The following is a 21,355-nucleotide window of genomic DNA, read 5'->3' as shown; positions in this document are numbered from 1 at the left end:
GGACAACCCGGCGGGTTGTGGAGAAACGGGAACGGCGGTGGTGCGGGACGGGTAACTTGCCCGCCCCGCGCCACCGCCGCGAGATCCCGGAGCGGATCAGCCCGCCGCCCGGCGCAGCGCCGCCTTCCCGCCGACCACCGGCAGCTCCACCGAGGTCCCGGTCAGGTCCACCGACAGCCCGGCCCCCGGCGCGGGCCGCAGGGTGTAGTCGTGGTCGCTGGACAGCAGCACCAGTTCGAGCCGGTGCCCGGCCGCCACCACGTAGTCGTTCGCCTGGAGCTCCACCTCGACCCGGTACCGCTTCCCCGGCTCGACGGGCCTGGTCACCGCCGGGTCGAGCCGGTTCTGCGGATCGGCCCACCCGCGCGTGATCACCCGGCTGGTCCCGTCCGGCGACCGGTCGACCAGCACCGCCGTCACGTTCGCGGCGGGCCGGTCGAACGACACCGCCAGGTCCGCCCTCGGCGTGCCGGACAGCCGCACCGGCTCGGTCAGCGCGCGGGTCCCGTACGCCAGCCGGTTGCCGGAGGCGGGCAGGTCCACCAGCTGCTCCACGGACTTCCCCGCGTCGTCGCGCAGCTCCTCCACCAGCGGCCGACCGGGCATCGCGTCGGTGCGCAGCACCCCCTTGGTCCCGCCGCCGACCCACGGGTTCAGCCGCGCGGGCGCGGTCCCCGGCGCGGGCCACTCGGCCTCGTCGACCCAGCTGCGGTCCTCGCGCTGCACCGTCGACCTCGGCTCGCGCTCCACCCCGTTGTCGACGTCGTAGAGGTAGTGGCTGAACCACCGGTTGAGCGTGCGCCGCCACTGCGCCGACCGCAGCGTGTCCGGGTCGGTGTGCCCGGACTGGTGCAGCCAGATCTTGTGCTCGACCCCGTTGAGCTTGAGCGCCTCGTACCACTGCGCCACGTGCTTGACCTTGACGTTCCAGTCGTTGAGCCCGTGCACCGCCAGCACCGAGGCCCGCACCAGCGGCGCGTCCTTGACGTAGTCCCGCTCGGCCCAGAACGGCCCGTAGTCGCCGGTCACCCGGTCCTGCTCGCGGGTCAGCCCGGCCAGCACCGGCGCGCAGACGGCCCGGTCGGCGCGGGTGTGCACGTACTCGGCGAGCACGTCGGCGTCCTCGCCCTGGTACCCGCCGGGCGCGACGACCGCCCCGCCCGCGCGGTAGTAGTCGTACCAGCTGGAGATCGCCGCGATCGGCACGATCGTCTCCAGCCCGCGCACCCCGGTGGCCGCGACCGCGTTCGGCAGCGTCCCGTTGTAGGAGGTGCCCATCATCGCGGTCTTCCCGGTGCTCCAGGCCGCGGACACGGCCCCGCCCGAGGCGTCGCGCGCGGTGGCCCGGCCGTTCAACCAGTCCACCACCGACCTCATCCCGGTGGTCTCGTTCCGACCGCCGGAGGTCGGGCAGCCGGTGGACCTGCCGGTGCCCAGCGACTCGGCGTAGACCACGGCGAACCCGCGCGAGACGAAGTACGACTCGTACCGGGTCGAGGTGATCGGCGCGGCGCCCGGCCCGACCGCCGCCGCGATCCGCTCGTCGGACCGGGCCCGCAGCGGCGTCCCGGACCCGCGACCGCCGGGCACGTGCAGCTCGACGTCCACGTCGTGGTTGTCGACGTCGTTGCCGCCGGAGTAGTAGGGGCTGGGCAGGAACACCACGGGCACCTTCAGCCCGCGCTCGGTGGCCCGCTGCCGCACCACCTCGGTGTACACCTCGTCGTCGTGCCCGTCGCGGTCGCTGTCCACGGGCGCCCGCACCCACAGGCTCTCCCGCACCACGTCCGAAGCGCTGAACACCGGCTGGGCCTCGCCGTCCACGAAGACCGGCCCCTCCTCGGCCGCAGCGGCAGGAACAGCCCCCAGCGGCAGCGCCAGCACAGCGGCCAGACCGGCGGCCCTCCACGAACCTCGCACCGCACACCCCCATCCACGTCGCAGGACTCAGGTAGGCCGACCCTCCCGGTACCGCGCGCGGGGTGTCAAGGGAACCCGAAGTCCACAATGGACTCCACGCGTGGCTGATCTAGGCTCGGGGGCACCATGCGCTCCTTCATCGCCGCACTGCCCAAGGTCGAGCTGCACGTCCACCTGGTCGGCTCCGCCTCCCCCGCCACGGTCCTGTCGCTGGCCCGCCGCCACCCGGACGGCCCGGTGCCGACCGAGGAGGCCGAGCTGCTGCGCTTCTACGAGTTCACCGACTTCGGGCACTTCATCGACGTCTACGGCAAGGTCAACGACCTGGTCACCACCGGGGCCGACGTCACCGACCTGGTGCTGGGCCTGGCGCGCGAGCAGGCCGCGCGGAACGTGCGCTACACAGAGGTGACCGTGACCGCGAGCAGCCACCTGCGCGCGGGCATCCCGGCCGCCGAGCTGACCGCCGCGCTGGAGGAGGGCCGCGAGCGCGCCAGGTCCGAGCACGGCGTGGAGCTGGCCTGGGTGTTCGACGTGCCCGGCCTGTGGGACCGCGACTTCGGCCTGACCAGCGCCCGCTACGCGGTGGAGCACCGGCCGGAGGGCAGCGTCGGGTTCGGCATCGGCGGGTTCGAGGCCGACTCGCCGCGCGCGAGCTTCCGCGAGGCGTTCGCGATGGCCCGCGACGCCGGGCTGCGCAGCGTGCCGCACGCGGGCGAGACCACCGGCCCGGACGAGGTGTGGGCGGCGCTGCGGGAGCTGGGGGCGGAGCGGATCGGGCACGGCACGTCGGCCGCGCGCGACCCGGAGCTGCTGCGGCACCTGGCGGAGCGCGGGATCGCGCTGGAGGTCTGCCCGACGTCGAACCTGCGCACGGGCGCGGTGCGGTCGCTGGACGAGCACCCGCTGCCCGCGCTGCTCGCGGCGGGCGTGCCGGTCGCGCTGGCCACCGACGACCCCGGCATGTTCCACACCGACCTGAACCGCGAGTACCTGCTCTGCCACGAGCGGTTCGGCCTTGGTCGGGCGGAGCTGGCGGACCTGGCCGCGTCGGCGGTCGCGGCGAGCTTCGCGCCCGACGCGCTCAAGGCCGAGCTGGTCGCCGGGATCGACGCGCTGCGCTGAGCCGGTCCCCTTGGGCAGTATGGGGAGCATGAGGCTGGTGATCCTGGGCGGCGGCGGTTTCCGCGTGCCGCTGGTGCACAAGGCGCTGGTGGGCGGCGACCTGGTGGACGAGCTGGTGCTGCACGACGTCGACGCGGACCGGTTGGAGGCGATCCGCCGGGTGCTGGTGGGCGGCCCCCGGTTGCGCGCGACGACCGACCTGGACGAGGCGCTGCGCGGCGCGGACTTCGTGTTCTCGGCGGTGCGGGTCGGCGGGCTCGCCGGTCGGGCCGCCGACGAGGGGATCGCCCGCGCGCACGGCGTCGTCGGGCAGGAGACGGTCGGGGCGGGCGGGATCGCCTACGGGCTGCGCACGGTCCCGGTGGCGCGGCGGATCGCCGAGCGGATCGCGGCGGTCGCGCCGGACGCGTGGGTCGTGAACTTCACCAACCCCGCCGGGCTGATCACCGAGGTGATGGCGGAGCGGCTGGGGAGCCGGGTCATCGGGATCTGCGACTCGCCGGTGGGGCTGTGCAACCGGGTCGCGAACGCGCTCGGGGTGACCGGGGCCGAGTTCGACTACGCGGGGCTGAACCACCTCGGCTGGTTGCAGGCCGTCCGGGTCGACGGGGAGGACCTGCTGCCGGGGCTGCTCGCCTCGGACCGGCTGGACGGCTTCGAGGAGGGCAGGCTGTTCGGCGCGGAGTGGTTGCGCGCCTTGGGGATGGTGCCCAACGAGTACCTGCACTACTACTACTCGACGCGGGAGTCGTTCGGCGGCGAGCGCGGGGCGTTCCTGCTGCGGCAGCAGGAGCGGTTCTACGCGGGCGAGGTCGACTGGGAGACCACCCGGCTGGAGCGCGAGGCCACCTACATGGCCGAGGGCCGGGAGCGGGACTCGGTGGAGGGCGGCGGGTACGAGCACGTGGCGCTGGCGCTCATGGCCGCGCTCGCGCGGGACGAGCGGACCGAGCTGATCCTGAACGTGCGCAACGGCTCCGCGCTGTCCGCCGTGGACGGCGACGCGGTCGTGGAGGTGCCGTGCGCGGTGGACGGGCACGGGGCGAGGCCGCTGGCGGTGGGCCAGCTCCCGGACCACGCGGCCGGGCTGGTGCGCTCGGTCAAGGCGGTGGACCGGCTGGTCGCCGAGGGCACCAGGGCCGCCGCGCTGAAGGCGTTCGCGCTGCACCCGCTGGTGGACTCGGTGGCGGTGGCGCGCGATCTGCTGGACGCCTACGCCCGCAGGCACCCGGAGCTGGCGCACCTGCGCTAGCGGAGGTGGCGGCGGCCCAGCGCGTCGGCCCGGCGGGTGGTCTCGGGGAGGCGGAAGTCCCGGCACAGCCGCAGCACCTCGGCGCACGCCCGGTCCAGGTCGACGCGGTGGCCGACGGACACGAAGACCGGTTTCACGCCCGCGCGGGTGCGCAGGGCCCGGCCGACGACCTCGCCGTCGTCGAGCAGGTCGGTGGACGCGCCGCGCGCGGGGCCGGGCTGCTCGAAGCGGCCCATGGGGGTCTTGGCCACGCCGACGCTCGGCAGGTCGGCCAGCACGCCCAGGTGGCAGGCGAGGCCGAACCTGCGCGGGTGGGCCAGGCCCTGGCCGTCGCACACCAGCAGGTCGGGGATGGTGGTGAGGCGGTCGAGGGCGGTGAGCAGGGAGGGCAGCTCGCGGAACGCGAACAGGCCGGGGACGTAGGGGAACTCGGCGGTCGCGCGCACGACCGAGGTGTCGACGGTCTCCATCGTGGCCACGTCGACCACGACGATCGCGGCCACCAGGCGGTCGTCGTCGGCGTAGCCCACGTCCAGGCCCGCGGCGAGGCGGACGTCCAGGTCGGGGTCGGCGGTGGGGCGGACCAGCGGGCGCAGGCGCTCCTGCTCGGCGATCGCCTCCTCGGCGGTGCGGACGTCGGCGGGTCGGCGGGCCTGGGCGCGCGTCACGGGCGCGGCGACCGGGGTGGGGTCGGCGGCGGGCTCGGCGACGGCAGGTGTGCCGACGGTTGCGGGATCGACAGCGGTGGGCTCGACGACGCCGGGCTCGGCGCCGATGACGGGCACGGTGGCGGCTGCGGGCTCGGCGAGGGGCGCGGCCTCTGCGGCCGTTCGGGGCGCGGCGGCGGGATCGGGGGTCACGGCGGGTCGGGGTCCTCGGCGGGTCAGGGGTGGTGCGTCGACGCGCGGTGCGCGGCCAGGAGGTCCCGGCCGAAGTCGCCCGCCCGCCTGCGCCACACCGAGTGGGCGTGGTTCGCGCCGTTCGCGGCGTTGTCGTACTCGATCAGCAGGTCCGGCCCCTGCAACCGGTAGTAGTGCCCCTCGCCCGGTCGGGTGGACCCCTCCCAGGCGAAGTGCAGCCGCTCCGCGTCCAGCGCCTCGAACTCCTCGTCGGCGAGGTCGCTGTGGAGGCGGTCGAAGTACAGCCTGGTCAGGGCGGCCAGCAGGGCGCGCGACGCGCGGTCCAGGCTGCTCGCGGCGATGCCCAGCGGCTCCACGTCCCCGGTCACCGACGGCGCGTTGCCCGATCGGATGTCCTTCGGTGGGGCGTCGGCCACCACCGCCAGCCCGCGCGCGGTGGGTCCCATCCGGTCCAGCAGCTCCCTGGCCAGCTCCTCCTCCAGCCCGAGCGGCTGCAGGACGGTGCGGCCCCGGTAGGTGGTGCGGGCCGGGTTGGCGCCCAGGAACACCGGGGTCGCGGACACCCGGCCCTCGGCCACCACGGCGGTCACCGACAGGTGGTGCCCCTCGACGCGCCACCCCCACGGGGCGTCCCCCGGCTCACCGAACAGCAGCACCGAGTAATCACCCTGATGGCGGTCCTTGACGCCGCCCTCGCGGTGGTCCAGGACGTCCTCCAGCGCCATCACGGCGGCGGCCTGGGCGTAGCCGTGGGGGCTCAGGACGCAGGCGAGCAGCCGGTGCACGGCCTTGCGCTGCTCGCGCGCCAGCTCGCCGACGACCAGGCCGGGACGCGCGATCGGCGCGTAGGCCCACTCGGCGAGCAGCCCGCCGTCCAGCTCCCGCACGGCGCTCTCGCGCTGGGCTGCGGTGAGCAGGCCCAGCAGGGACCCGGTCGCCTCGGTGATCTCCTCGCGCACGGGACCGAAGCTACCCGGCCGGGGGCCGCCGGTCAGGGCCAGGGCTTGAGCTCGGGCAGCTCGCCGGTCGTGGTCAGCTCACCCGCCGGGGTGCGCCCGGCCAGCCAGGCGACCAGGTCGTCCGCCGCGCCCGCCAGCTCCACCCGCTCCCCCGCGCCGAGCACCCAGCCGGGGGCGTCGGCGGGGGTCAGGACGAGCTTGACGCCGTCCGGCACGCGCGGGGTCAGGAAGGCGACCGCGTGGTCGCGGAAGTCCTGCGACCACGGGACCGGGCCGAGCAGGAGGTCGCGGTGGTGGATCTCCACCTCGCGCCACAGCGCCTGCGCGGTGTCCAGGAGGGTGCCGTCCCGGTAGACCACGCGGGCCGACCAGTCCGACACGCCGGACCAGGCCGTGCCGAGGCGGGCGACGGCGCTCGCGATGGCCTGGCGGTGCTCGGCCGCCGTCCTGGCGGCCCCCCGCTCGATCGCCTCGTCGCGCGCGGGCCTGCCGCCCTCGTACATCTCGGTCGGCGTGCCCTCCAGCTCGGCCTGCCGCGCCACCGCGGAGGTGACACCCTCGACGTGGGCCAGCACGTGCCCGCGCGACCAGCCGGGCAGGTCGGTGGGCAGGCCCAGCTGCTCGTCGGGCAGCTCGTGGAGCGCGTCGGCGAGCCTGGCGTACCCCTCAAGCACCCGCTCGATGATCTGCACAGCGACCCCCGGTGGATCGGTCGGCCGGAACAGGACCCCTCGAAACTAGCGGGGTTGACCGGTCAAGTCCATTAGCTTGGTCCGGGTGAGGGTCATGGACTTCGTGGGCACCCTGCACGGCGACGGCCGGGGTGGCCTGGTCGACGAGCTGGGCACGCCCGAGGGGTTCGCGGCCTGGCTGGGGCAGCGGGCCTGGCCGGGGCAGCGGGACGACGAGGAGCTGCGGCTGCGCGCGCTGGAGCTGCGAGCGGCGGTGCGGGCGCTGCTCGCGCGCGTCACGGGCGCCGGGGAGCGATTGGACGCGCCGCTCGCGGTGCCGTGGGAGCGGGCGCTCGACGTGGTCAACCGGACCGCCGCGCTGGCGCCGAGGGTGGCCCGGCTGGAGTGGGCGGACGGGCCGAGGCTGGTGCACCTGTCCGGCGCGGGCGCGCGGGACCGGCTGCTCGCCGACCTGGCCACGGGCGCCATCGAGCTGCTGGCCGGGCGCGAGGCGGCCGAGCTGCGGGCCTGCCCGGCGCCCCGGTGCGTGCGCTACTTCGTGCGCTCGCACCCGCAGCAGGTCTGGTGCCTGCCCTCGTGCGGGAACCGGGCCAGGGTGAGCAGGCACCACCGGCGCAAGCGCGCCTGAGACGGGTCCGGGGCCCGCCGCTGCCTGCGACGAGCCCCGGTCCTCACTTCACAGCTACCGCTTGTGGTCCATGTCGACGGTCCTCCTCGATACCGGTCCGGCGGTCGGCCGGCCCGTTCGGACGCCGGGCCCACGACGGGCTCCGGCGTGCTGGGTCCTAGCGCTGGTCCTTCATGACGACAGCCCTCCACGACGGGGTCCTGGCCGCTCCGGCCGGACCTCGGGAACACCGGGCCCACGACGGGCTCCGATGTGCTGGGTCCTAGCGCTGGTCCTTCATGACGACAGCCCTCCGAGGCGTGCGGTCCGACACCAACCGGACCTGGGGAACGCCGGGTCCACCTCGGACCTCGGCGCGTCATGGGGTGTTAGCGGGAGTTCTTCATCTCTGCTGCCCTCCAAGGGGGTGGAACTTCACTTCCGAACCGGGACGGGCCCGGTTGGTCCTGGTGCGGTCAGCCGCCGGAGCGGCGGAACAGCCGCTTGCCGACGAAGTCCGCCTGGTTCGGCCTGCCCTGGCCGGGGACGGCGCCCGCGCGCGGCTGCTTGCCGCCTCGGCGCTCCCTGCGGTTGGGGACGACCTGGGGCAGGTCCTCGGTGGGGAGCGCCTGCTCTGCGGGCTCCACCTGGTCGTGCTGGGGCTGGGTCACGGGGGTGATCCTCCTCGACGTCGAGGCGCAACGGAAAACGCGGACCGCTGGACGGTCTGCGGCGCGTGCCCGCACGGGGGCATCCGGAAGAGCGCGCTGGATCAAGCGCGTGCGAGGAAGACGTCCTCGGGCGGGGAACTCAGATGCTCATGGCGGGAACGGTAGTGGGCCCCGCCGACCCCCGCCAACCGATTTTCCGACCTGGGGGAACGCCGCCTCAGCGGTCCTCGCGGCGCTCGCCGCGCGGGGGCAGCCGGATCACCCGCGCCGCGCCCGACGCGTCCTCGTCGGCGAGCTCGGGGGCCGGGGCGGACCCCAGGACGCGGCCATCGACCACACGCCCCTCCAGCCGCTCGTCCAGCACCTCGCCGTCCTCGACCTCGGGCTGCCCGTCCTTCCCGCCGAAGAACCGCTGCGCGAACGCCCCGAGCGCCCTGGTGGCCACCGCGTCGACCCCGCCGCCGATCACCCCGCCCACCAGCGGCACGCCCTTGGCCAGCACCAGGGTCGCCCGCGAGGTGCCGTACTTGGCCAGCAGGGTGAACCCGATGCGCTTGTTGATCTCGACGATGACCTTCGCCGGGATTCGCTCGATCAGGTTCACGGTCAGCTTGGTCCCGGCCTTGATGCCCGCCTTCTTGAGCACCTCGGTGCCCGCGTTGCCGACCATGCACACCAGCACGGCGGTCTGCACCTCCTGGCTCTCCAGGTCGTGCCCGTGCACCGCCGCGATGGACGCGATCATGTGCGCCTGGACCAGGTAGGAGGCGGTGAGGTTCGCGGGCAGCGCCACCGGGAGGGTGAGCAGCCCGCCGAGGTTGGTCACGAACCCCTGGGCGCCCGCGGCGGCCACGTGCTGCCGGATGATCCGCCGGATCGCGCGCTCGCGGGTCAGCCCGGCGGCGAGCGCCTCGTCGGCGGTCTGCTGCGCGCTCTTGAACGGCCCGAAGCCGTCGATGCCCAACCGCAGGAGCTGCTCGACGGCACCCTGCTGGGCCCGCTGGACCGCGCTGGAGGACTCCTCGACCATGCCACCGAGACTACCCACGAGTGGCCCGGATAACGCCTGAACGAGTGAAGGGCCCGACCACCCGGTCGGGCCCTTCAGCACGGAAAGCGAGCGCGAGGATCAGCCTGCGGCGCTGGCCGCGTGGGCCTTCTGCTCCAGCTCGGCCTCGGTCTCCTTGACGACGTTCTTCTTGCTGCGCCGGTTGCGCTTCTCCAGCCACACCGCGAACCAGGTCAGCAGCAGGCACAGCGCGACGTAGATGGCGCCGGTGACGATCGTCATCGGGACCAGCGGACGGCCGAACTGGCCCTGCGTGCCCAGGTACTTGGTGTAGTCCAGGAGCTCCTTGTAGTTGATGATGAAGCCCAGCGCGGTGTCCTTGAGCAGCACCACCAGCTGGCTGATGATCGCCGGGAGCATCGCGCGCAGCGCCTGCGGCAGCAGGACCTGCATCATCACCTGGGTCTTGCGCATGCCGAGCGCGTAGGCGGCCTCGGCCTGCCCGCGCGGCAGCGAGGCGACACCGGCGCGGAACACCTCGGCGAGCACCGACCCGTTGTACAGGGTCAGACCGAGCACGACGGCCGTGAACTGCGACATCTTGATGTCGATCGTCGGCAGGCCGAAGTAGAAGATGAAGATCATGATGAGCAGCGGGATCGCGCGGAAGACCTCGACGAGGAAGCCTGCCGGGATCCGCCAGAAGGCGTGGTCCGAGAGCCTGCCCGCGGCGAGCACCGCGCCCAGCACGAGGGCGGCCACCGAGGCGACGGCGAACGCCGAGAGCGTGTTGCCGAGCCTGCTGATCAGCTCCAGCTGGACGGTCTCGTACTGCATCCACTCCCACATGCGCGGCTCGAACTGGCCGCTGTCGTAGAAGCGGTAGCCGATGAAGCCGACGATGCCGAGCACCGCCGCGACACCGACCACGGCCATGACGGCGTGCCGGACCTTGGCCTTCGGGCCGGGGACGTCGAACAGCACAGAACTCATCGGGCCACGCTCCAGCGCCTCTCCAGGCCGCGCTGAACGGCGGTCAGCGGCAGTACCAGCAGGATGAAGATGAAGGCCACCCAACCCAGGCCGACCAGCATGTTCACGCCGTCCTCGGAGAACGTGTACATGATCGCCCCGGCGTCGCCGACCGAGAAGCCGGCCGCGATGGTGGTGTTCTTCAGCAGTGCGATCATGGTGCTCGCCAGCGGCGGGACCACGGTCCGCAGGGCCTGCGGGAGCACCACGCTGCCGAGCATCTGCCCGAAGGACAGGCCCAGCGCGCGGGAGGCCTCCGCCTGGCCGACCGGGACGGTGTTGATGCCGGACCGGATGACCTCGCAGATGAACGCCGAGGTGTAGACGGTCAACGACACGACCGCGCCCTTGAAGGGGTCGAGCTCCAGGATCTTCAACAGCGGGTAGGCGAACGCGAAGAAGAAGAACACCAGGGTCAGCGGTGTGTTGCGCAGGACCGTGACGTAGGTGGCGCCCGCCGCGCGCAGCACCGGTACCGGGCTGACCCGCAGCATCGCCAGGATCGTCCCCAGCACCAACGACCCGACCGCTGAGAACAGGAAGAGCTGGATGGTGGTGCCGAAAGCCTTCAGGAAGAGGTCGGAGTAGTTGGTTAGGACGCTCATCGTCTTTCCTCGCCGGGAGAGGTCATGGGAGTGGCCGGTGACCCACCCCGCTCGCGCGGGTCACCGGCCACTGAAGCTCCGCTCAGTAGCGGTCGATGGCGGGCGCCTCGGCCGGGGAGCCCGACTTGCCCAGCGTGGCGTCGTAGATGCTCTTCCAGGTGCCGTCGTCCATGGCGGCCTGCAGGATGTCGTTCACCTTGTCGCGCAGCGGCTTGTCCTCCTTGTTGAGGCCGATGCCGTAGGGCTCCTTGGAGAACGGCGCGCCGACGACCTTGAACTTGTCGGGCTCCTGGGCGGCGTAGCCCTTGAGGATCGCGTCGTCCGTGGTGACGGCGTCGACGGCGCCCTCAGCCAGCTTCGAGACGCACTGGGAGTAGTTCTGGAACTCCGTGATGTTGGCGTCCTCGGTGAGCTTCTCGTCCTTGATCCGCTTGATCGGCGTGGAGCCGGTCACGGAGCAGACCTTCTTGCCCATGAGGGTGTCCTTGCCGGTGATGCTGGCGTCGTCCTTGCGGACGAGCAGGTCCTGCCCGGCGACGAAGTACGGCCCCGCGAAGGCGATCTTCTCCTTGCGGCCGTCGTTGATCGTGTAGGTGCCGACGTAGTAGTCCACGTCGCCGTTGATCAGCGCCTGCTCGCGGCCTGCGGACGCGATCGCCTTGTACTCGATCTTGGTCTCGTCGAAGCCCAGCTTCGCGGCGACCAGGCGCGCGATGTCGACGTCGAAACCGCTGTACTTGTTGGTCGTGGCGTCCTTGAAGCCCAGGCCCGGCTGGTCCTCCTTGACGCCGATGACGACCTTGCCGCGGCTCTTCATCTTCTCGAAGGTCGCGGAGCCGTCGACCTTCACGTCGGCCTCGGCGGCCTGGGAGGGGGCGGCGCCGGTGTCGGTCGGCGAACCCTCCTTGCCGCAACCGGTCAGGGCGAGGCCGCCGGCCAGCAACAGCGCCGCAAGGGAGCGAACCCTCATCGTCGTTCTCCTGCTCTTTTGCTTGGTGGAGCGGCGCCAGGGGCGAGCGCCGCGTTCACGGGACTTCAGTGGGTCAGGATCTTCCCAAGGAAGTCCTTCGCGCGGTTGGACTTCGGCGCCGAGAAGAACTCTTCCGGGGCACTGTCCTCCACGACCTCGCCGTCCGCCATGAAGATGACGCGGTCGGCGGCCTTGCGGGCGAAGCCCATCTCGTGGGTGACCACGAGCATGGTCATGCCCTCCTTGGCCAGGGTGGTCATCACGTCGAGGACCTCCTGGACCATCTCGGGGTCCAGCGCGGAGGTCGGCTCGTCGAACAGCATGACCTTGGGCTTCATGGCCAGCGCGCGGGCGATCGCCGCGCGCTGCTGCTGCCCGCCGGACAGCTGGGCGGGGAACTTGTCGGCCTGCGTGGCGATGCCGACCCGCTCCAGCAGCTCCATCGCGGTCTTGCGCGCCTCGGCGGTCGGGGTCTTGCGGACCTTCACCGGTGCGAGCATCACGTTCTCGACGATGCTCTTGTGGGCGAACAGGTTGAACGACTGGAACACCATGCCGACGTCGGCGCGCAGCCGGGCCAGGTCCTTGCCCTCGGCGGGCAGCGGCTGGCCGTCCACCTCGATGGTCCCGGAGTTGATCGGCTCCAGCCGGTTGATCGTGCGGCACAGCGTGGACTTGCCCGAGCCCGAGGGGCCGAGCACCACGACGACCTGGCCCTTCGGGACCTCGAGCTCCACGTTCTTGAGGACGTGGAGGGGCCCGAAGAACTTGTCCACGCCCGCCATCCGGATCATCGGCGGAGCAGGAGTGGGGGCGGTCATCCGTTCCTCCAGTGGGGGTTGTCGTGCGATGGCGGGAAACCTAGGTGTGAATCACCACACCGGTCCAGACGGTTGAGCAAGACTTAGGGTCTCAACTCTGTCACAGGACGAAGACACCTTTTCCGGGAGGGCTGTAGTGCGGGTGCTGCTGGTCGAGGACGATGACAGCGTCGCAGAGGCGCTGGTCCCCGCGCTGGTCAGACGTGGCTTCACCGTCGACCGCCAATCAACCGGGCGGGGGACGCTCGACCGGCTGACCGGCATTGATGTCGTTCTGCTGGACATCGGGCTCCCCGACATCGACGGCGTGACACTTTGCCGAAACATTCGGGCGGCGTCCGATGTCGCGATCATCGTGGTTTCCGCCCGCGGGGAAATCGACGACCGGATTCTGGGGTTGCACGCGGGCGCCGACGACTACCTCGTCAAGCCGTACGACGTGGGGGAACTGGTCGCCAGGGTGCACGCCGTCCGGCGTAGGAGGGGCGACCCGCTGGGGCACGGCGGGACCGGGACGGAGGTCTTCCAGTCGGGGGACGTCCGGATCGACCTGGCCAGGCACGAGGTGGTCGTCGGCGGGGCGGCGGTGGCCCTGTCGCGGAAGGAGTTCCAGGTGTTGGCGCTGGTCATGGCCGCGGGCGGGGCCGTGTGCACCCGCGAGCGGATCCTCGCCGAGGTGTGGGGGCGGACCTGGGCCGGGGCGAACCGGACGCTGGACGTGCACGTGGCGACCCTGCGGACCAAGCTCGGCAGGCCCTCGCTGCTGGAGACGGTGCGCGGCGTCGGCTACCGGCTGGGGTCGTAGGTGCGCTCCAGGCTGCTCGGCGTGGTGCTCGCCCTGGTGGTGCTGGTGCTGGTGGGGATGGGTGTGCCGCTCGGTCGCGGGGTCGCCGCGACCGAGCAGCAGGAGATGTTCCTCGACCGGCTGACCGACACCGCGCGGTTCGCCTCGCTGGTGCAGCGGCCCGTCATCGACGACCAGCCGAAGGTCGTGCTCCCCGAGCTCGAGCGTTATTCAGAGCTTTACGGGATCGACGTCGTGTTGCTGGGGCGTGACGGCGCGGTTGCCCTGTCCACCGCTGAGCGGGAGCCCGATCTGTCGTCACCGGCGGTGCAGGAGACGGTCCGGGGCGCCCTGGCCGGGCGACTGCCGAGCAACCCCGACCTGGTGATGCCGTGGCAGGACGACCCGCTGGTGGTGGCCGAGCCGGTGCTGGTCGACGGCGAGGTGCGCGGCGCCGTGGTGACCTTCTCCCCCACCGGCAAGACCAGGACGGGGGTCGCCCTGTGGTGGCTGGCGATACTGGCCGGGGCGCTCGGCGCGCTGGCGCTGGCGGTGCTCGCGGCGCTGCCGCTGGTGCGCTGGATGCTGCGCCCGGTGCGGGCGCTGGACGACGCGACCGGCGGGCTGGTCGGCGCGATCGTCTCGGGCAGGCCGGTGCCGCCGGTGGGCGGCTCGTCGGGGCCGCCCGAGCTGCGGCAGCTCGGGCGCTCGTTCGACCAGATGGCGGCCAGCGTCGGCGACGTGCTGGCCGCCCAGCGGGCGTTCGTGGCCGACGCCTCGCACCAGCTGCGCAACCCGCTGACCGCGCTGAAGCTGCGGCTGTCGAACCTGGAGGACGCGGTCACCGAGGAGGGCAGGCCGCACCAGGCGGCGGCGCTCGCCGAGGCGAACCGGCTCAACCGCATCCTGGACGAGATGCTGGCGATGGCCCGCGCCGAGTCGTCCTCGGTCGCCCCGGTCGAGGTGGACGTGGACCGGGCGGTGGCGGGCAGGCTGACCGCGTGGATGCCCGCCGCGACCGCCCGCGACGTGCACCTGGTGCTCGGGGGTGAACCCGGACGGGTGGCGCTGGCCCCGCCGAGGGGGGTGGAGACGGTGCTGGACGCGCTGCTCGACAACGCGCTGAAGTTCACCGCCGAGGGCACGCTCGTGCACGTGGTGGTGCGGCGGGCCGACGGCCGGGTGCGGATCTCGGTGGTGGACGAGGGCCCCGGCCTGGACGGGGAGGAGATGGAGCGGGCCACCGACCGGTTCTGGCGCTCGCCCTCGCACCAGAACGTGGCGGGCTCGGGGCTGGGGCTGTCGATCGTGCGGCGGATCGTGGAGCGGGTCGGCGGCCGGGTGCGGCTGTTCCGGGGCGACGAGGGCGGCCTGGGCGTCGAGGTGGACTTTCCCGCTTCCGGGTGACGCCGGGCAGGCGGCGGGCCAGGGGCGTCGGGCCAGGGGCGCCCGCCCCGCCGCCGTCAGACCTTGACGTCCCGGTAGTAGGCGACGGCTCCGGGGTGCAGCGGGATCGGCGTGGTCTCGATCGCCGAGCGGGCCTCTATGGAGCGGGCCACCGGGCTCGCCGCGACCAGCGCGTCCTGCGCGGCGAACATGCCGCGCAGGAGCGCGGTGGCCACCTCGTCGGTGACCTGGTCGTTGACCAGCAGGAAGTTGCGCACCACCAGGGTGGTGACCGGGCCGCCGGGCAGCTCGTAGGCCGAGGCGGGCAGGGTCGCCGAGAAGTAGACCGGCCACCGCTCGCGCAGTTCGGGCAGCACGTCGCCCAGGTCCAGCATCCGCAGCGCGACGCTGGTGGACAGGTCGGTGACCAGGTCGGTCGGCACGCCGCCCGACCAGAAGAACGCGTCCAGCTCGCCCTCGCGCATCGCGCTGACCGACGCGTCCAGCGACAGGTACTGGGCCTTCAGGTCGGACGAGGGCGAGATGTCCGCCGCGGACAGCAGCCGCTCGGAGATCAGCTTCACGCCCGAGTCGACCGCGCCCAGCGAGACCCGCAACCCGCGCAGGTCGGCGACCTTGGTGGCGGTCAGGTCACCGCGGACCACGACCTGGAGGTAGTCGTCGTGCATCCGGGCCAGCGCGTACAGCCGGTGCGGGCCGGACGCGGCGGACTGGGCGGCGTCGGCGGCGCTGAACCCGATCTGGGCGCGACCGCTGCGCAGCCGCTCCAGGTTGTCCAGCGAGCCCGCCGTGGCGGCCACCTCGGGCGCGGGGACGCCGGGGTCGCGGCTCCAGGCGCCCGCGAGCGCGGTGCTGAGCTTGGAGTAGACGCCGCCGGTCGAGCCGCTGGCGATGGTGAGGCGGACCGAGGCGAACTCGCCCGAGCAGCCGGAGAGCGCCACGGAGGCCAGCGCGAGCAGCGCCGCCAGTGCGGCGCGCACGACCGCAGGGGTTCGCGACACACCCGAATCGTCGCACGTCGGGGTGGGCGCGCGTCCACCGGATGGGCGATGTGGGCGGCGGGTCACACCGGGTCACCGGGGGTAGTCGCCGGGACGGCCGCAGTGCCCTGCCGGGCGCGGGTCGGGCGGCCCTCGCGGGGCGGGCACGGCGGCACTGGCGCCCGCTGCCCGGTGGGCTCCCCGGCCCGATGGCGGCGTGTGGCACTGTTGGACTCCGGAGTTACCTCGGGCGGGTGCACCGGGCGGTGCGTGCGCGCAGGGCGCGCTTCCCCGTGCGCGCGGGCCGGGGCTCCTGAGAAGGGTCTCGGAGTGGGACGCCCGACGGGGCGGGGCGCGCTGAGCCGGACGAGCGGGTCTTGCAGCCCGCTGACCTGTGGTTATGGTGAGTGGGTGGACGGGATGCAGGGGCCGAAGAAATTTGAGATCCGCACTTTCGGGTGCCAGATGAACGTGCACGACTCGGAGCGGCTGGCCGGGATGCTGGAGGCGGCGGGCTACGCGGCGGCGTCCGGCGGCGAGGACGCCGACGTGGTCGTGTTCAACACCTGCGCCGTGCGGGAGAACGCCGACAACAAGCTGTACGGCACGCTCGGGCACCTGGCGCCCGCCAAGGCCGCCAACCCGGACATGCAGATCGCCGTCGGCGGCTGCCTCGCCCAGAAGGACCAGGCCGCGATCGTCAAGCGCGCCCCCTGGGTGGACGTCGTGTTCGGCACCCACAACATCGGCTCGCTGCCGGTGCTGCTGGAGCGGGCCAGGCACAACCGCGAGGCCCAGGTGGAGATCCTGGACTCGCTGGAGACCTTCCCGTCGACGCTGCCCGCCCGCCGCGACTCGGCGTACTCGGGCTGGGTGTCGGTGTCGGTGGGCTGCAACAACACCTGCACCTTCTGCATCGTCCCGTCGCTGCGCGGCAAGGAGAAGGACCGCCGCCCCGGCGAGGTGCTGGCCGAGGTGCAGGCGCTGGTGGCCGAGGGCGTGCTGGAGGTGACGCTGCTCGGGCAGAACGTCAACTCCTACGGCGTCGAGTTCGGCGATCGGCACGCGTTCGGCAAGCTGCTGCGCGCCTGCGGCGACGTGGAGGGCCTGGAGCGGGTCCGGTTCACCTCGCCGCACCCGAAGGACTTCACCGACGACGTGATCGCGGCGATGGCCGAGACCCCGAACGTGTGCCACCAGCTGCACATGCCGCTGCAGTCCGGTTCGGACCGGGTGCTCAAGGAGATGCGCCGCTCCTACCGGACCGGCCGCTACCTGTCGATCCTGGAGAACGTGCGCGCGGCCATGCCGGACGCGGCGATCACCACCGACATCATCGTGGGCTTCCCCGGCGAGACCGAGGAGGACTTCCAGGGCACCCTGGACGTGGTGCGCGAGGCCAGGTTCTCCAGCGCCTTCACGTTCCAGTACTCGAAGCGGCCGGGAACGCCCGCCGCCGAGCTGCCGGACCAGCTGCCCAAGCAGGTGGTCCAGGAGCGCTACGACCGGCTGGTGACGCTGGTCAACGAGCTGGCATGGGCGGAGAACAAGGCGCAGGTCGGCAAGGTCGTGGAGGTGCTCGCCTCGGCGGGCGAGGGCCGCAAGGACACCGAGACCAACCGGATGTCCGGCCGGGCCCGCGACGGCAAGCTCGTGCACTTCACCCCCGGCGACGCGCGGGTGCGGCCGGGCGACGTGGTCGAGACGGTGATCACCTACGGCGCGCCGCACAACCTGATCGCCGACGGCGAGCTGATCAGCCACCGGCGGACCAGGGCGGGCGACCGCTCCGAGGCCGGGGAGCGGCCGACCACGCAGGGCGTGACGCTCGGGCTGCCGTCGTTCGGCGCGCCCGCGCAGCAGCCGGTGGCGGTGGGCGGGTGCTCGGTCGGATGAGCGGCGCGGGTGCGCGGAACAGCGCGGCGGACGAGGAGAGGACGGCCGGGGAGACGATGTCCGACCAGCACGACGACGACGTGTCCGGGCTGCGCGACGAGATCGACGGCGTGGGCAGGGCGGCGGCCAAGCGGTTCGACCCCGGCCCCGGCGCGCTGGTGATCGCGCTGTGCGTGCTGGCGGTGCTGGTGTCGATGGTGCTGCCGTGGCTGGAGGAGCACAGCGGCTTCGAGGTGCTGGTGACCTCGGCGCCGATCGTGCCGAGGATGTTCGCGGTCGTCGCCGTCGTGGGCGGCGTGCTGCTGTCCGCGCTGACCCTGGTGCTGCGCCGGTGGGCGCTGGCGTGGGTGAGCGGGTTCGCGTGCTTCGCGGGCTCGGTGGTGGGCGTGCTGTCGATCTGGACGACGCAGACCACCAACGGCCACGACCCCGGCCCCGGTCCCGGCGCGGGGCTGATCGTCGCCGTGGTCGCCGTGGTGGTGCTGCTGGTGCGCTGGCTGAAGGTCGCGGTGTCCCGCCCCGGCTTCCCGGAGTCCGGGCAGGCCTGAGCGGCTCACGACGCGGAGAGGGGGCGTTCCCGTGTTCGGGAACGCCCCCTCTGCCACGTGCCGGGACGACTAGCGGCTGGCCACGGCCTGCTCGGCCGCCGCGAGCCACTCGCGCCACTGCTTGGCCTGCGCCTCGGCCTGCTCGGCGCGGCGCTTGTCGCCCGAGGCCTTGGCCTTGGCGGCCTGCGCCTCGAACTGCTCGACCCGCTCGCGGAACTGGGCCACGCGCGCCTCGGCCTCCGGGTCGGACCGGCGCCACTGCGCGTCGACCGCGCCCCTGACCCGCTCCTCGATCGTGCGGAGCTTGCCCTCCAGCTCGCGGATGCGCTCGCGCGGCACCTTGCCGATCGCGTCCCAGCGCTCCTGGACGCGGTACAGCTGCTGCCGCGCCGACTCCAGGTCACCGGACGGGTCGATCTGCTCGGCCTCGGCGAGCAGCTCCTCCTTCAGCTTCGCGTTGGAGGAGAACTCCGCGTCCCGCTCGTTGAAGGCCTCGGAGCGCTTCGAGAAGAACGCGTCCTGCGCGGCGCGGAAGCGCTGCCACAGGGCGTCGTCGGCCTCCTTGGGCGCGCGCCCGGCGGCCTTCCACTCGACCATGAGCTCCTTGTAGCGACCGGCGGTGGGGCCCCAGTCGTCGGAGGAGACGAGCTTCTCCGCCTCCTCGACCAGCTCCTGCTTGCGCCCCTTGGCCACGCCGCGCTGCCGGTCGAGGTCCGCGAAGTGCGAGCCCCTGCGCCGGTTGAAGGCGTCGCGCGCCTTCGAGAACCGCCGCCACAGCACCTCGTCGGTCTTCCGGTCGACGCCGCGGACGGTCTTCCACTCGTCCAGGATGGCGCGCAGCCGGTCGCCCGCGGACTTCCACTGGGTGGACTCGTTCGCGAGCACCTCGGCTTCCTCGACCAGCGCCTGCTTGCGCGCGGCAGCGGCGGCCCGAGCCTCGTCCTTGGCGACCTTCGCCGCCTCCATGGCCTCGTCGGCCTTGGTCAGGACGAACTCGACCCGCGCGGCGAGCGCGGCCAGGTCGCCGACCACGGCGGCGTCGGCGAGGCCGTCCCGCACGTGCTTGGCGCTGGTCTGCGCGTGCTTGGGGTCGCCGTTGCCCGACGCCAGCCGCGTCACCAGCAGCTCGACCTCGGTGCGCATGTCGTCGAACCGCCGGGCGAAGTGCGCCAGCCCCTCGGCGGGCTCGCCCGCCTGCCAGGAACCGACGGCGCGCTCGCCGTCCGCGGTCTTGACGTAGACGGTGCCCTCCGCGTCCACGCGCCCCCAGCGCTCCGGGTGGTCCGACGCCACCGGGACCGGCGGGGTGGCCGCGGCCTGCGCCGCGGGCGCGCCTTCCACCCGCACCTGCTCGACCACCGCGTCCGCACCGGTCCCGCCGGTGGTCTCCGGGGTCGTCGTCTCGTGCTCCGTCATCGCCGGCTTCCTCCTCGCCTGCCCACTTCGGTGCCCGTGCCGACCACGGGCGCCCCGCCCTGAGGGCGGGGCCCAGCACCCGGGTACCGCAGGTTCAGTTCGGCCTCGGTACCCCGCGCGCATTCAAACAGGTCAGGGCCGAACCCGGTACTGGTGGTGGCAGATGGGTAACGTCGAAACCATGATCTCCCGCGTCGCGGTGGTGCCGTACCCTCCGCTGCTGGTGCCCGAACTGGTGGGCGGCGCGGTCGCCGAGACGGAGCCGGTGCGCGCCGCGTGCCTGGCAGGGGCACGTGAGCTGGCCGCGCGCTCCGCCGAGTGGGTGGCGGTCGGGGTCGCGCCGGGGCCGGTGCGCGAGGTGTCCGGCGCGGTCGGCACGTTCGGGGGCTTCGGCGTGGACGTGCGGATCGCCCTGTCGGATGACGCGACCGGCGCGGTGGACCCGGAGCTGCCGCTGCCCGCGCTCGTGGCCGGGTGGCTGCGGGAGCGGGCGGGCGCGCGGAGCGTGCGGGTGGTGCTGGTGCCGCCGGACCTCCCGGCCGACGAGTGCGCGGAACTCGGTGCGGGGTTGGCTTCGGCCCCCGAGGGCGCGCTGCTGGTGCTGGGCGACGGGTCGACCCGGCACGGCGAGCGGGCCGTGGGGCGACCGGACGAGCGGGCGGCGGGGTTCGACGGCTCGGTGCGCTCGGCGCTCGCGGGCGCGGACCCGGCGGCGCTGGCCGCGCTGGACGCGGGGCTGGCGCGCGAGCTGGGCGCGCAGGGGCGGGCGGCCTGGCAGGTGCTGGCCGGGGTGCCGGGTCCGTGGCGGTGCGCCCGGTCGTGGTTCGACGCCCCGTTCGGGGTCGGCTACCACCTGGCCGTGTGGGAGCGGGGGCTCTGGGACACTGGGGCGTGACCGTTCCCATCGCCGTCGTAGGGCCCACCGCCACCGGCAAGACCGATCTCGCCGTGGAGCTGGCGCTGCGCCTGGGCGGGGAGGTCGTCAACGCGGACTCCATGCAGCTGTACCGGGGCATGGACATCGGCACGGCCAAGGCGACCGCCGAGGAGCGGCGCGGCGTGCCGCACCACCTGCTGGACGTGCTGGACGTGACCGAGACCGCCTCGGTGGCCGCCTACCAGCGGGACGGCCGGGCGGCCGTGGAGGCGCTGCTGGCCGAGGGCCGGGTCCCGGTGCTGGTGGGCGGGTCCGGGCTGTACGTGCAGGCGGTGCTGGACGAGCTGGAGTTCCCCGGCACGGACGCGGCGGTGCGGGCGCGGCTGGAGGACGAGCTGGCGGTGGTCGGCGCGGGCGCGCTGCACGGGCGGCTGACCGCGCTGGACCCGGTGGCGGCGGGCGCGATCCTGCCCGGCAACACCCGGCGGGTGGTGCGGGCGCTGGAGGTCATCGAGCTGACCGGTCGGCCGTTCTCGGCGACCATGCCCAAGCCCGGCCCCGCGCGGTACGGCGCGGTGCTGGTGGGGCTGGACCGCGCGGTGGAGGAGCTGGACGCGCGGGTGGACCTGCGGGTGGAGCGGATGTTCGAGCGGGGCCTGGTGGACGAGGTGCGGGCGCTGGAGGCGGTGGGGCTGCGGGACGGGCTGACCGCGTCGCGGGCGCTGGGCTACCAGCAGGTGCTGGCCGCGCTCGACGGCGACGGCGACCTCGCGGCGGCGGCCGAGGAGACCGCGCGCGGCACGCGGCGGTTCGTGCGCAGGCAGCGGTCGTGGTTCCGGCGGGACAAGCGGGTCGCCTGGTTCGACGCCGGGTCGCCGGGGCTGGTCGACGACGTGCTCGCGCGGGTGGCCCCGTAGCCTGGGG

Annotated in this window: 21 protein-coding genes; 9 read left to right on the top strand and 12 right to left on the bottom strand. The window is 73.4% G+C overall.

Annotated features, from left to right (window positions below; all coding sequences use genetic code 11):
• Nucleotides 1-96: 96 nt before the first annotated feature.
• Nucleotides 97-1,920 carry a Xaa-Pro dipeptidyl-peptidase gene (locus tag LV78_RS06000; protein WP_253843701.1) on the bottom strand — a complete coding sequence of 608 codons (1,824 nt, stop codon included), beginning with the start codon at nucleotides 1,918-1,920 and terminating at the stop codon, nucleotides 97-99.
• A gap of 126 nt (nucleotides 1,921-2,046) precedes the next feature.
• Here LV78_RS06000 and add point away from each other — a divergent pair, with 126 nt between their 5' ends.
• Together add and LV78_RS05990 are read left to right on the top strand one after the other, a co-directional pair.
• Entirely contained in the window at nucleotides 2,047-3,045 is a 999-nt protein-coding gene (gene add / locus LV78_RS05995; protein ID WP_253843700.1) for an adenosine deaminase, read from the top strand.
• A gap of 28 nt (nucleotides 3,046-3,073) precedes the next feature.
• Nucleotides 3,074-4,297 (top strand): family 4 glycosyl hydrolase, encoded by a 1,224-nt coding sequence (locus LV78_RS05990; protein WP_253843699.1) that lies wholly within the window; start codon nucleotides 3,074-3,076, stop codon nucleotides 4,295-4,297.
• Here the strand turns inward: LV78_RS05990 and LV78_RS05985 are convergent.
• The 3 genes from LV78_RS05985 to LV78_RS05975 form a co-directional block, all read right to left on the bottom strand.
• Nucleotides 4,294-4,965, bottom strand: a complete 672-nt coding sequence (locus LV78_RS05985) for an endonuclease V (RefSeq protein ID WP_253843790.1) — start codon at nucleotides 4,963-4,965, stop codon at nucleotides 4,294-4,296. The two genes, LV78_RS05990 and LV78_RS05985, sit on opposite strands and share 4 nt — an antisense overlap.
• Nucleotides 4,966-5,180: 215 nt before the next feature.
• Nucleotides 5,181-6,116 carry a DUF3500 domain-containing protein gene (locus LV78_RS05980; protein WP_253843698.1) on the bottom strand — a complete coding sequence of 312 codons (936 nt, stop codon included), beginning with the start codon at nucleotides 6,114-6,116 and terminating at the stop codon, nucleotides 5,181-5,183.
• Between the two features lie 32 nt (nucleotides 6,117-6,148).
• Nucleotides 6,149-6,808, bottom strand: coding sequence for a maleylpyruvate isomerase family mycothiol-dependent enzyme (locus LV78_RS05975; protein WP_253843697.1), 660 nt, complete (start codon nucleotides 6,806-6,808; stop codon nucleotides 6,149-6,151).
• A 94-nt stretch (nucleotides 6,809-6,902) separates the two neighbouring features.
• Between LV78_RS05975 and LV78_RS05970 the strand changes: the two genes are divergently transcribed.
• Nucleotides 6,903-7,436 (top strand): CGNR zinc finger domain-containing protein, encoded by a 534-nt coding sequence (locus LV78_RS05970; protein ID WP_253843789.1) that lies wholly within the window; start codon nucleotides 6,903-6,905, stop codon nucleotides 7,434-7,436.
• Nucleotides 7,437-7,891: 455 nt separating this feature from the next.
• Here LV78_RS05970 and LV78_RS05965 read toward each other — a convergent pair whose 3' ends face one another.
• From LV78_RS05965 to LV78_RS05940, 6 genes are all read right to left on the bottom strand, one after another.
• Nucleotides 7,892-8,086 (bottom strand): hypothetical protein, encoded by a 195-nt coding sequence (locus tag LV78_RS05965; RefSeq protein ID WP_096492065.1) that lies wholly within the window; start codon nucleotides 8,084-8,086, stop codon nucleotides 7,892-7,894.
• A gap of 217 nt (nucleotides 8,087-8,303) precedes the next feature.
• The gene (locus LV78_RS05960) at nucleotides 8,304-9,116 is read right to left on the bottom strand and encodes an EcsC family protein (protein WP_253843696.1); all 813 of its coding nucleotides are present in this window, start codon (nucleotides 9,114-9,116) and stop codon (nucleotides 8,304-8,306) included.
• Between the two features lie 99 nt (nucleotides 9,117-9,215).
• Nucleotides 9,216-10,088, bottom strand: a complete 873-nt coding sequence (locus LV78_RS05955) for an amino acid ABC transporter permease (RefSeq protein ID WP_253843695.1) — start codon at nucleotides 10,086-10,088, stop codon at nucleotides 9,216-9,218.
• Nucleotides 10,085-10,732, bottom strand: coding sequence for an amino acid ABC transporter permease (locus LV78_RS05950; protein WP_253843694.1), 648 nt, complete (start codon nucleotides 10,730-10,732; stop codon nucleotides 10,085-10,087). Before LV78_RS05950 ends, LV78_RS05955 begins: the two co-directional genes overlap by 4 nt.
• 82 nt (nucleotides 10,733-10,814) lie before the next feature.
• On the bottom strand, nucleotides 10,815-11,702 hold the full coding sequence (locus LV78_RS05945) for a glutamate ABC transporter substrate-binding protein (protein ID WP_253843693.1): 888 nt from the start codon (nucleotides 11,700-11,702) through the stop codon (nucleotides 10,815-10,817).
• A gap of 65 nt (nucleotides 11,703-11,767) precedes the next feature.
• The gene (locus LV78_RS05940) at nucleotides 11,768-12,496 is read right to left on the bottom strand and encodes an amino acid ABC transporter ATP-binding protein (protein WP_253843788.1); all 729 of its coding nucleotides are present in this window, start codon (nucleotides 12,494-12,496) and stop codon (nucleotides 11,768-11,770) included.
• A gap of 163 nt (nucleotides 12,497-12,659) precedes the next feature.
• Here LV78_RS05940 and LV78_RS05935 point away from each other — a divergent pair, with 163 nt between their 5' ends.
• A complete protein-coding gene (locus LV78_RS05935; RefSeq protein ID WP_253843692.1) occupies nucleotides 12,660-13,328 on the top strand; it encodes a response regulator transcription factor in 669 nt (222 codons plus the stop codon).
• On the top strand, nucleotides 13,329-14,714 hold the full coding sequence (locus tag LV78_RS05930) for a sensor histidine kinase (RefSeq protein WP_253843691.1): 1,386 nt from the start codon (nucleotides 13,329-13,331) through the stop codon (nucleotides 14,712-14,714).
• 56 nt (nucleotides 14,715-14,770) lie between these two features.
• Here the strand turns inward: LV78_RS05930 and LV78_RS05925 are convergent, their stop codons facing one another.
• A complete protein-coding gene (locus tag LV78_RS05925) occupies nucleotides 14,771-15,715 on the bottom strand; it encodes a TAXI family TRAP transporter solute-binding subunit (protein WP_253843690.1) in 945 nt (314 codons plus the stop codon).
• 399 nt (nucleotides 15,716-16,114) lie between these two features.
• Between LV78_RS05925 and miaB the strand changes: the two genes are divergently transcribed.
• Both miaB and LV78_RS05915 read left to right on the top strand, forming a co-directional pair.
• Nucleotides 16,115-17,590 (top strand): tRNA (N6-isopentenyl adenosine(37)-C2)-methylthiotransferase MiaB, encoded by a 1,476-nt coding sequence (miaB, locus tag LV78_RS05920; RefSeq protein ID WP_253843787.1) that lies wholly within the window; start codon nucleotides 16,115-16,117, stop codon nucleotides 17,588-17,590.
• A complete protein-coding gene (locus tag LV78_RS05915; protein ID WP_253843689.1) occupies nucleotides 17,587-18,138 on the top strand; it encodes an Rv2732c family membrane protein in 552 nt (183 codons plus the stop codon). The genes miaB and LV78_RS05915 overlap by 4 nt, the downstream gene beginning before the upstream one ends.
• Nucleotides 18,139-18,207: 69 nt before the next feature.
• Here the strand turns inward: LV78_RS05915 and LV78_RS05910 are convergent, their stop codons facing one another.
• Nucleotides 18,208-19,554 carry a DUF349 domain-containing protein gene (locus LV78_RS05910; RefSeq protein WP_253843688.1) on the bottom strand — a complete coding sequence of 449 codons (1,347 nt, stop codon included), beginning with the start codon at nucleotides 19,552-19,554 and terminating at the stop codon, nucleotides 18,208-18,210.
• A gap of 181 nt (nucleotides 19,555-19,735) precedes the next feature.
• Here LV78_RS05910 and LV78_RS05905 point away from each other — a divergent pair, with 181 nt between their 5' ends.
• The gene (locus LV78_RS05905) at nucleotides 19,736-20,449 is read left to right on the top strand and encodes a class III extradiol dioxygenase subunit B-like domain-containing protein (RefSeq protein ID WP_253843786.1); all 714 of its coding nucleotides are present in this window, start codon (nucleotides 19,736-19,738) and stop codon (nucleotides 20,447-20,449) included.
• Complete coding sequence (gene miaA / locus LV78_RS05900; protein ID WP_253843687.1) at nucleotides 20,446-21,348, top strand: tRNA (adenosine(37)-N6)-dimethylallyltransferase MiaA; 903 nt, start codon at nucleotides 20,446-20,448, stop codon at nucleotides 21,346-21,348. The genes LV78_RS05905 and miaA overlap by 4 nt, the downstream gene beginning before the upstream one ends.
• Nucleotides 21,349-21,355: the final 7 nt, after the last annotated feature.

Source organism: Actinosynnema pretiosum (genome assembly GCF_024171695.1).
In the GTDB taxonomy this organism is placed as follows: Bacteria; Actinomycetota; Actinomycetes; order Mycobacteriales; family Pseudonocardiaceae; genus Actinosynnema; species Actinosynnema pretiosum.
Note: the sequence above shows the minus strand (reverse complement) of the source record. Positions and strands in the feature narration are given on the sequence as shown.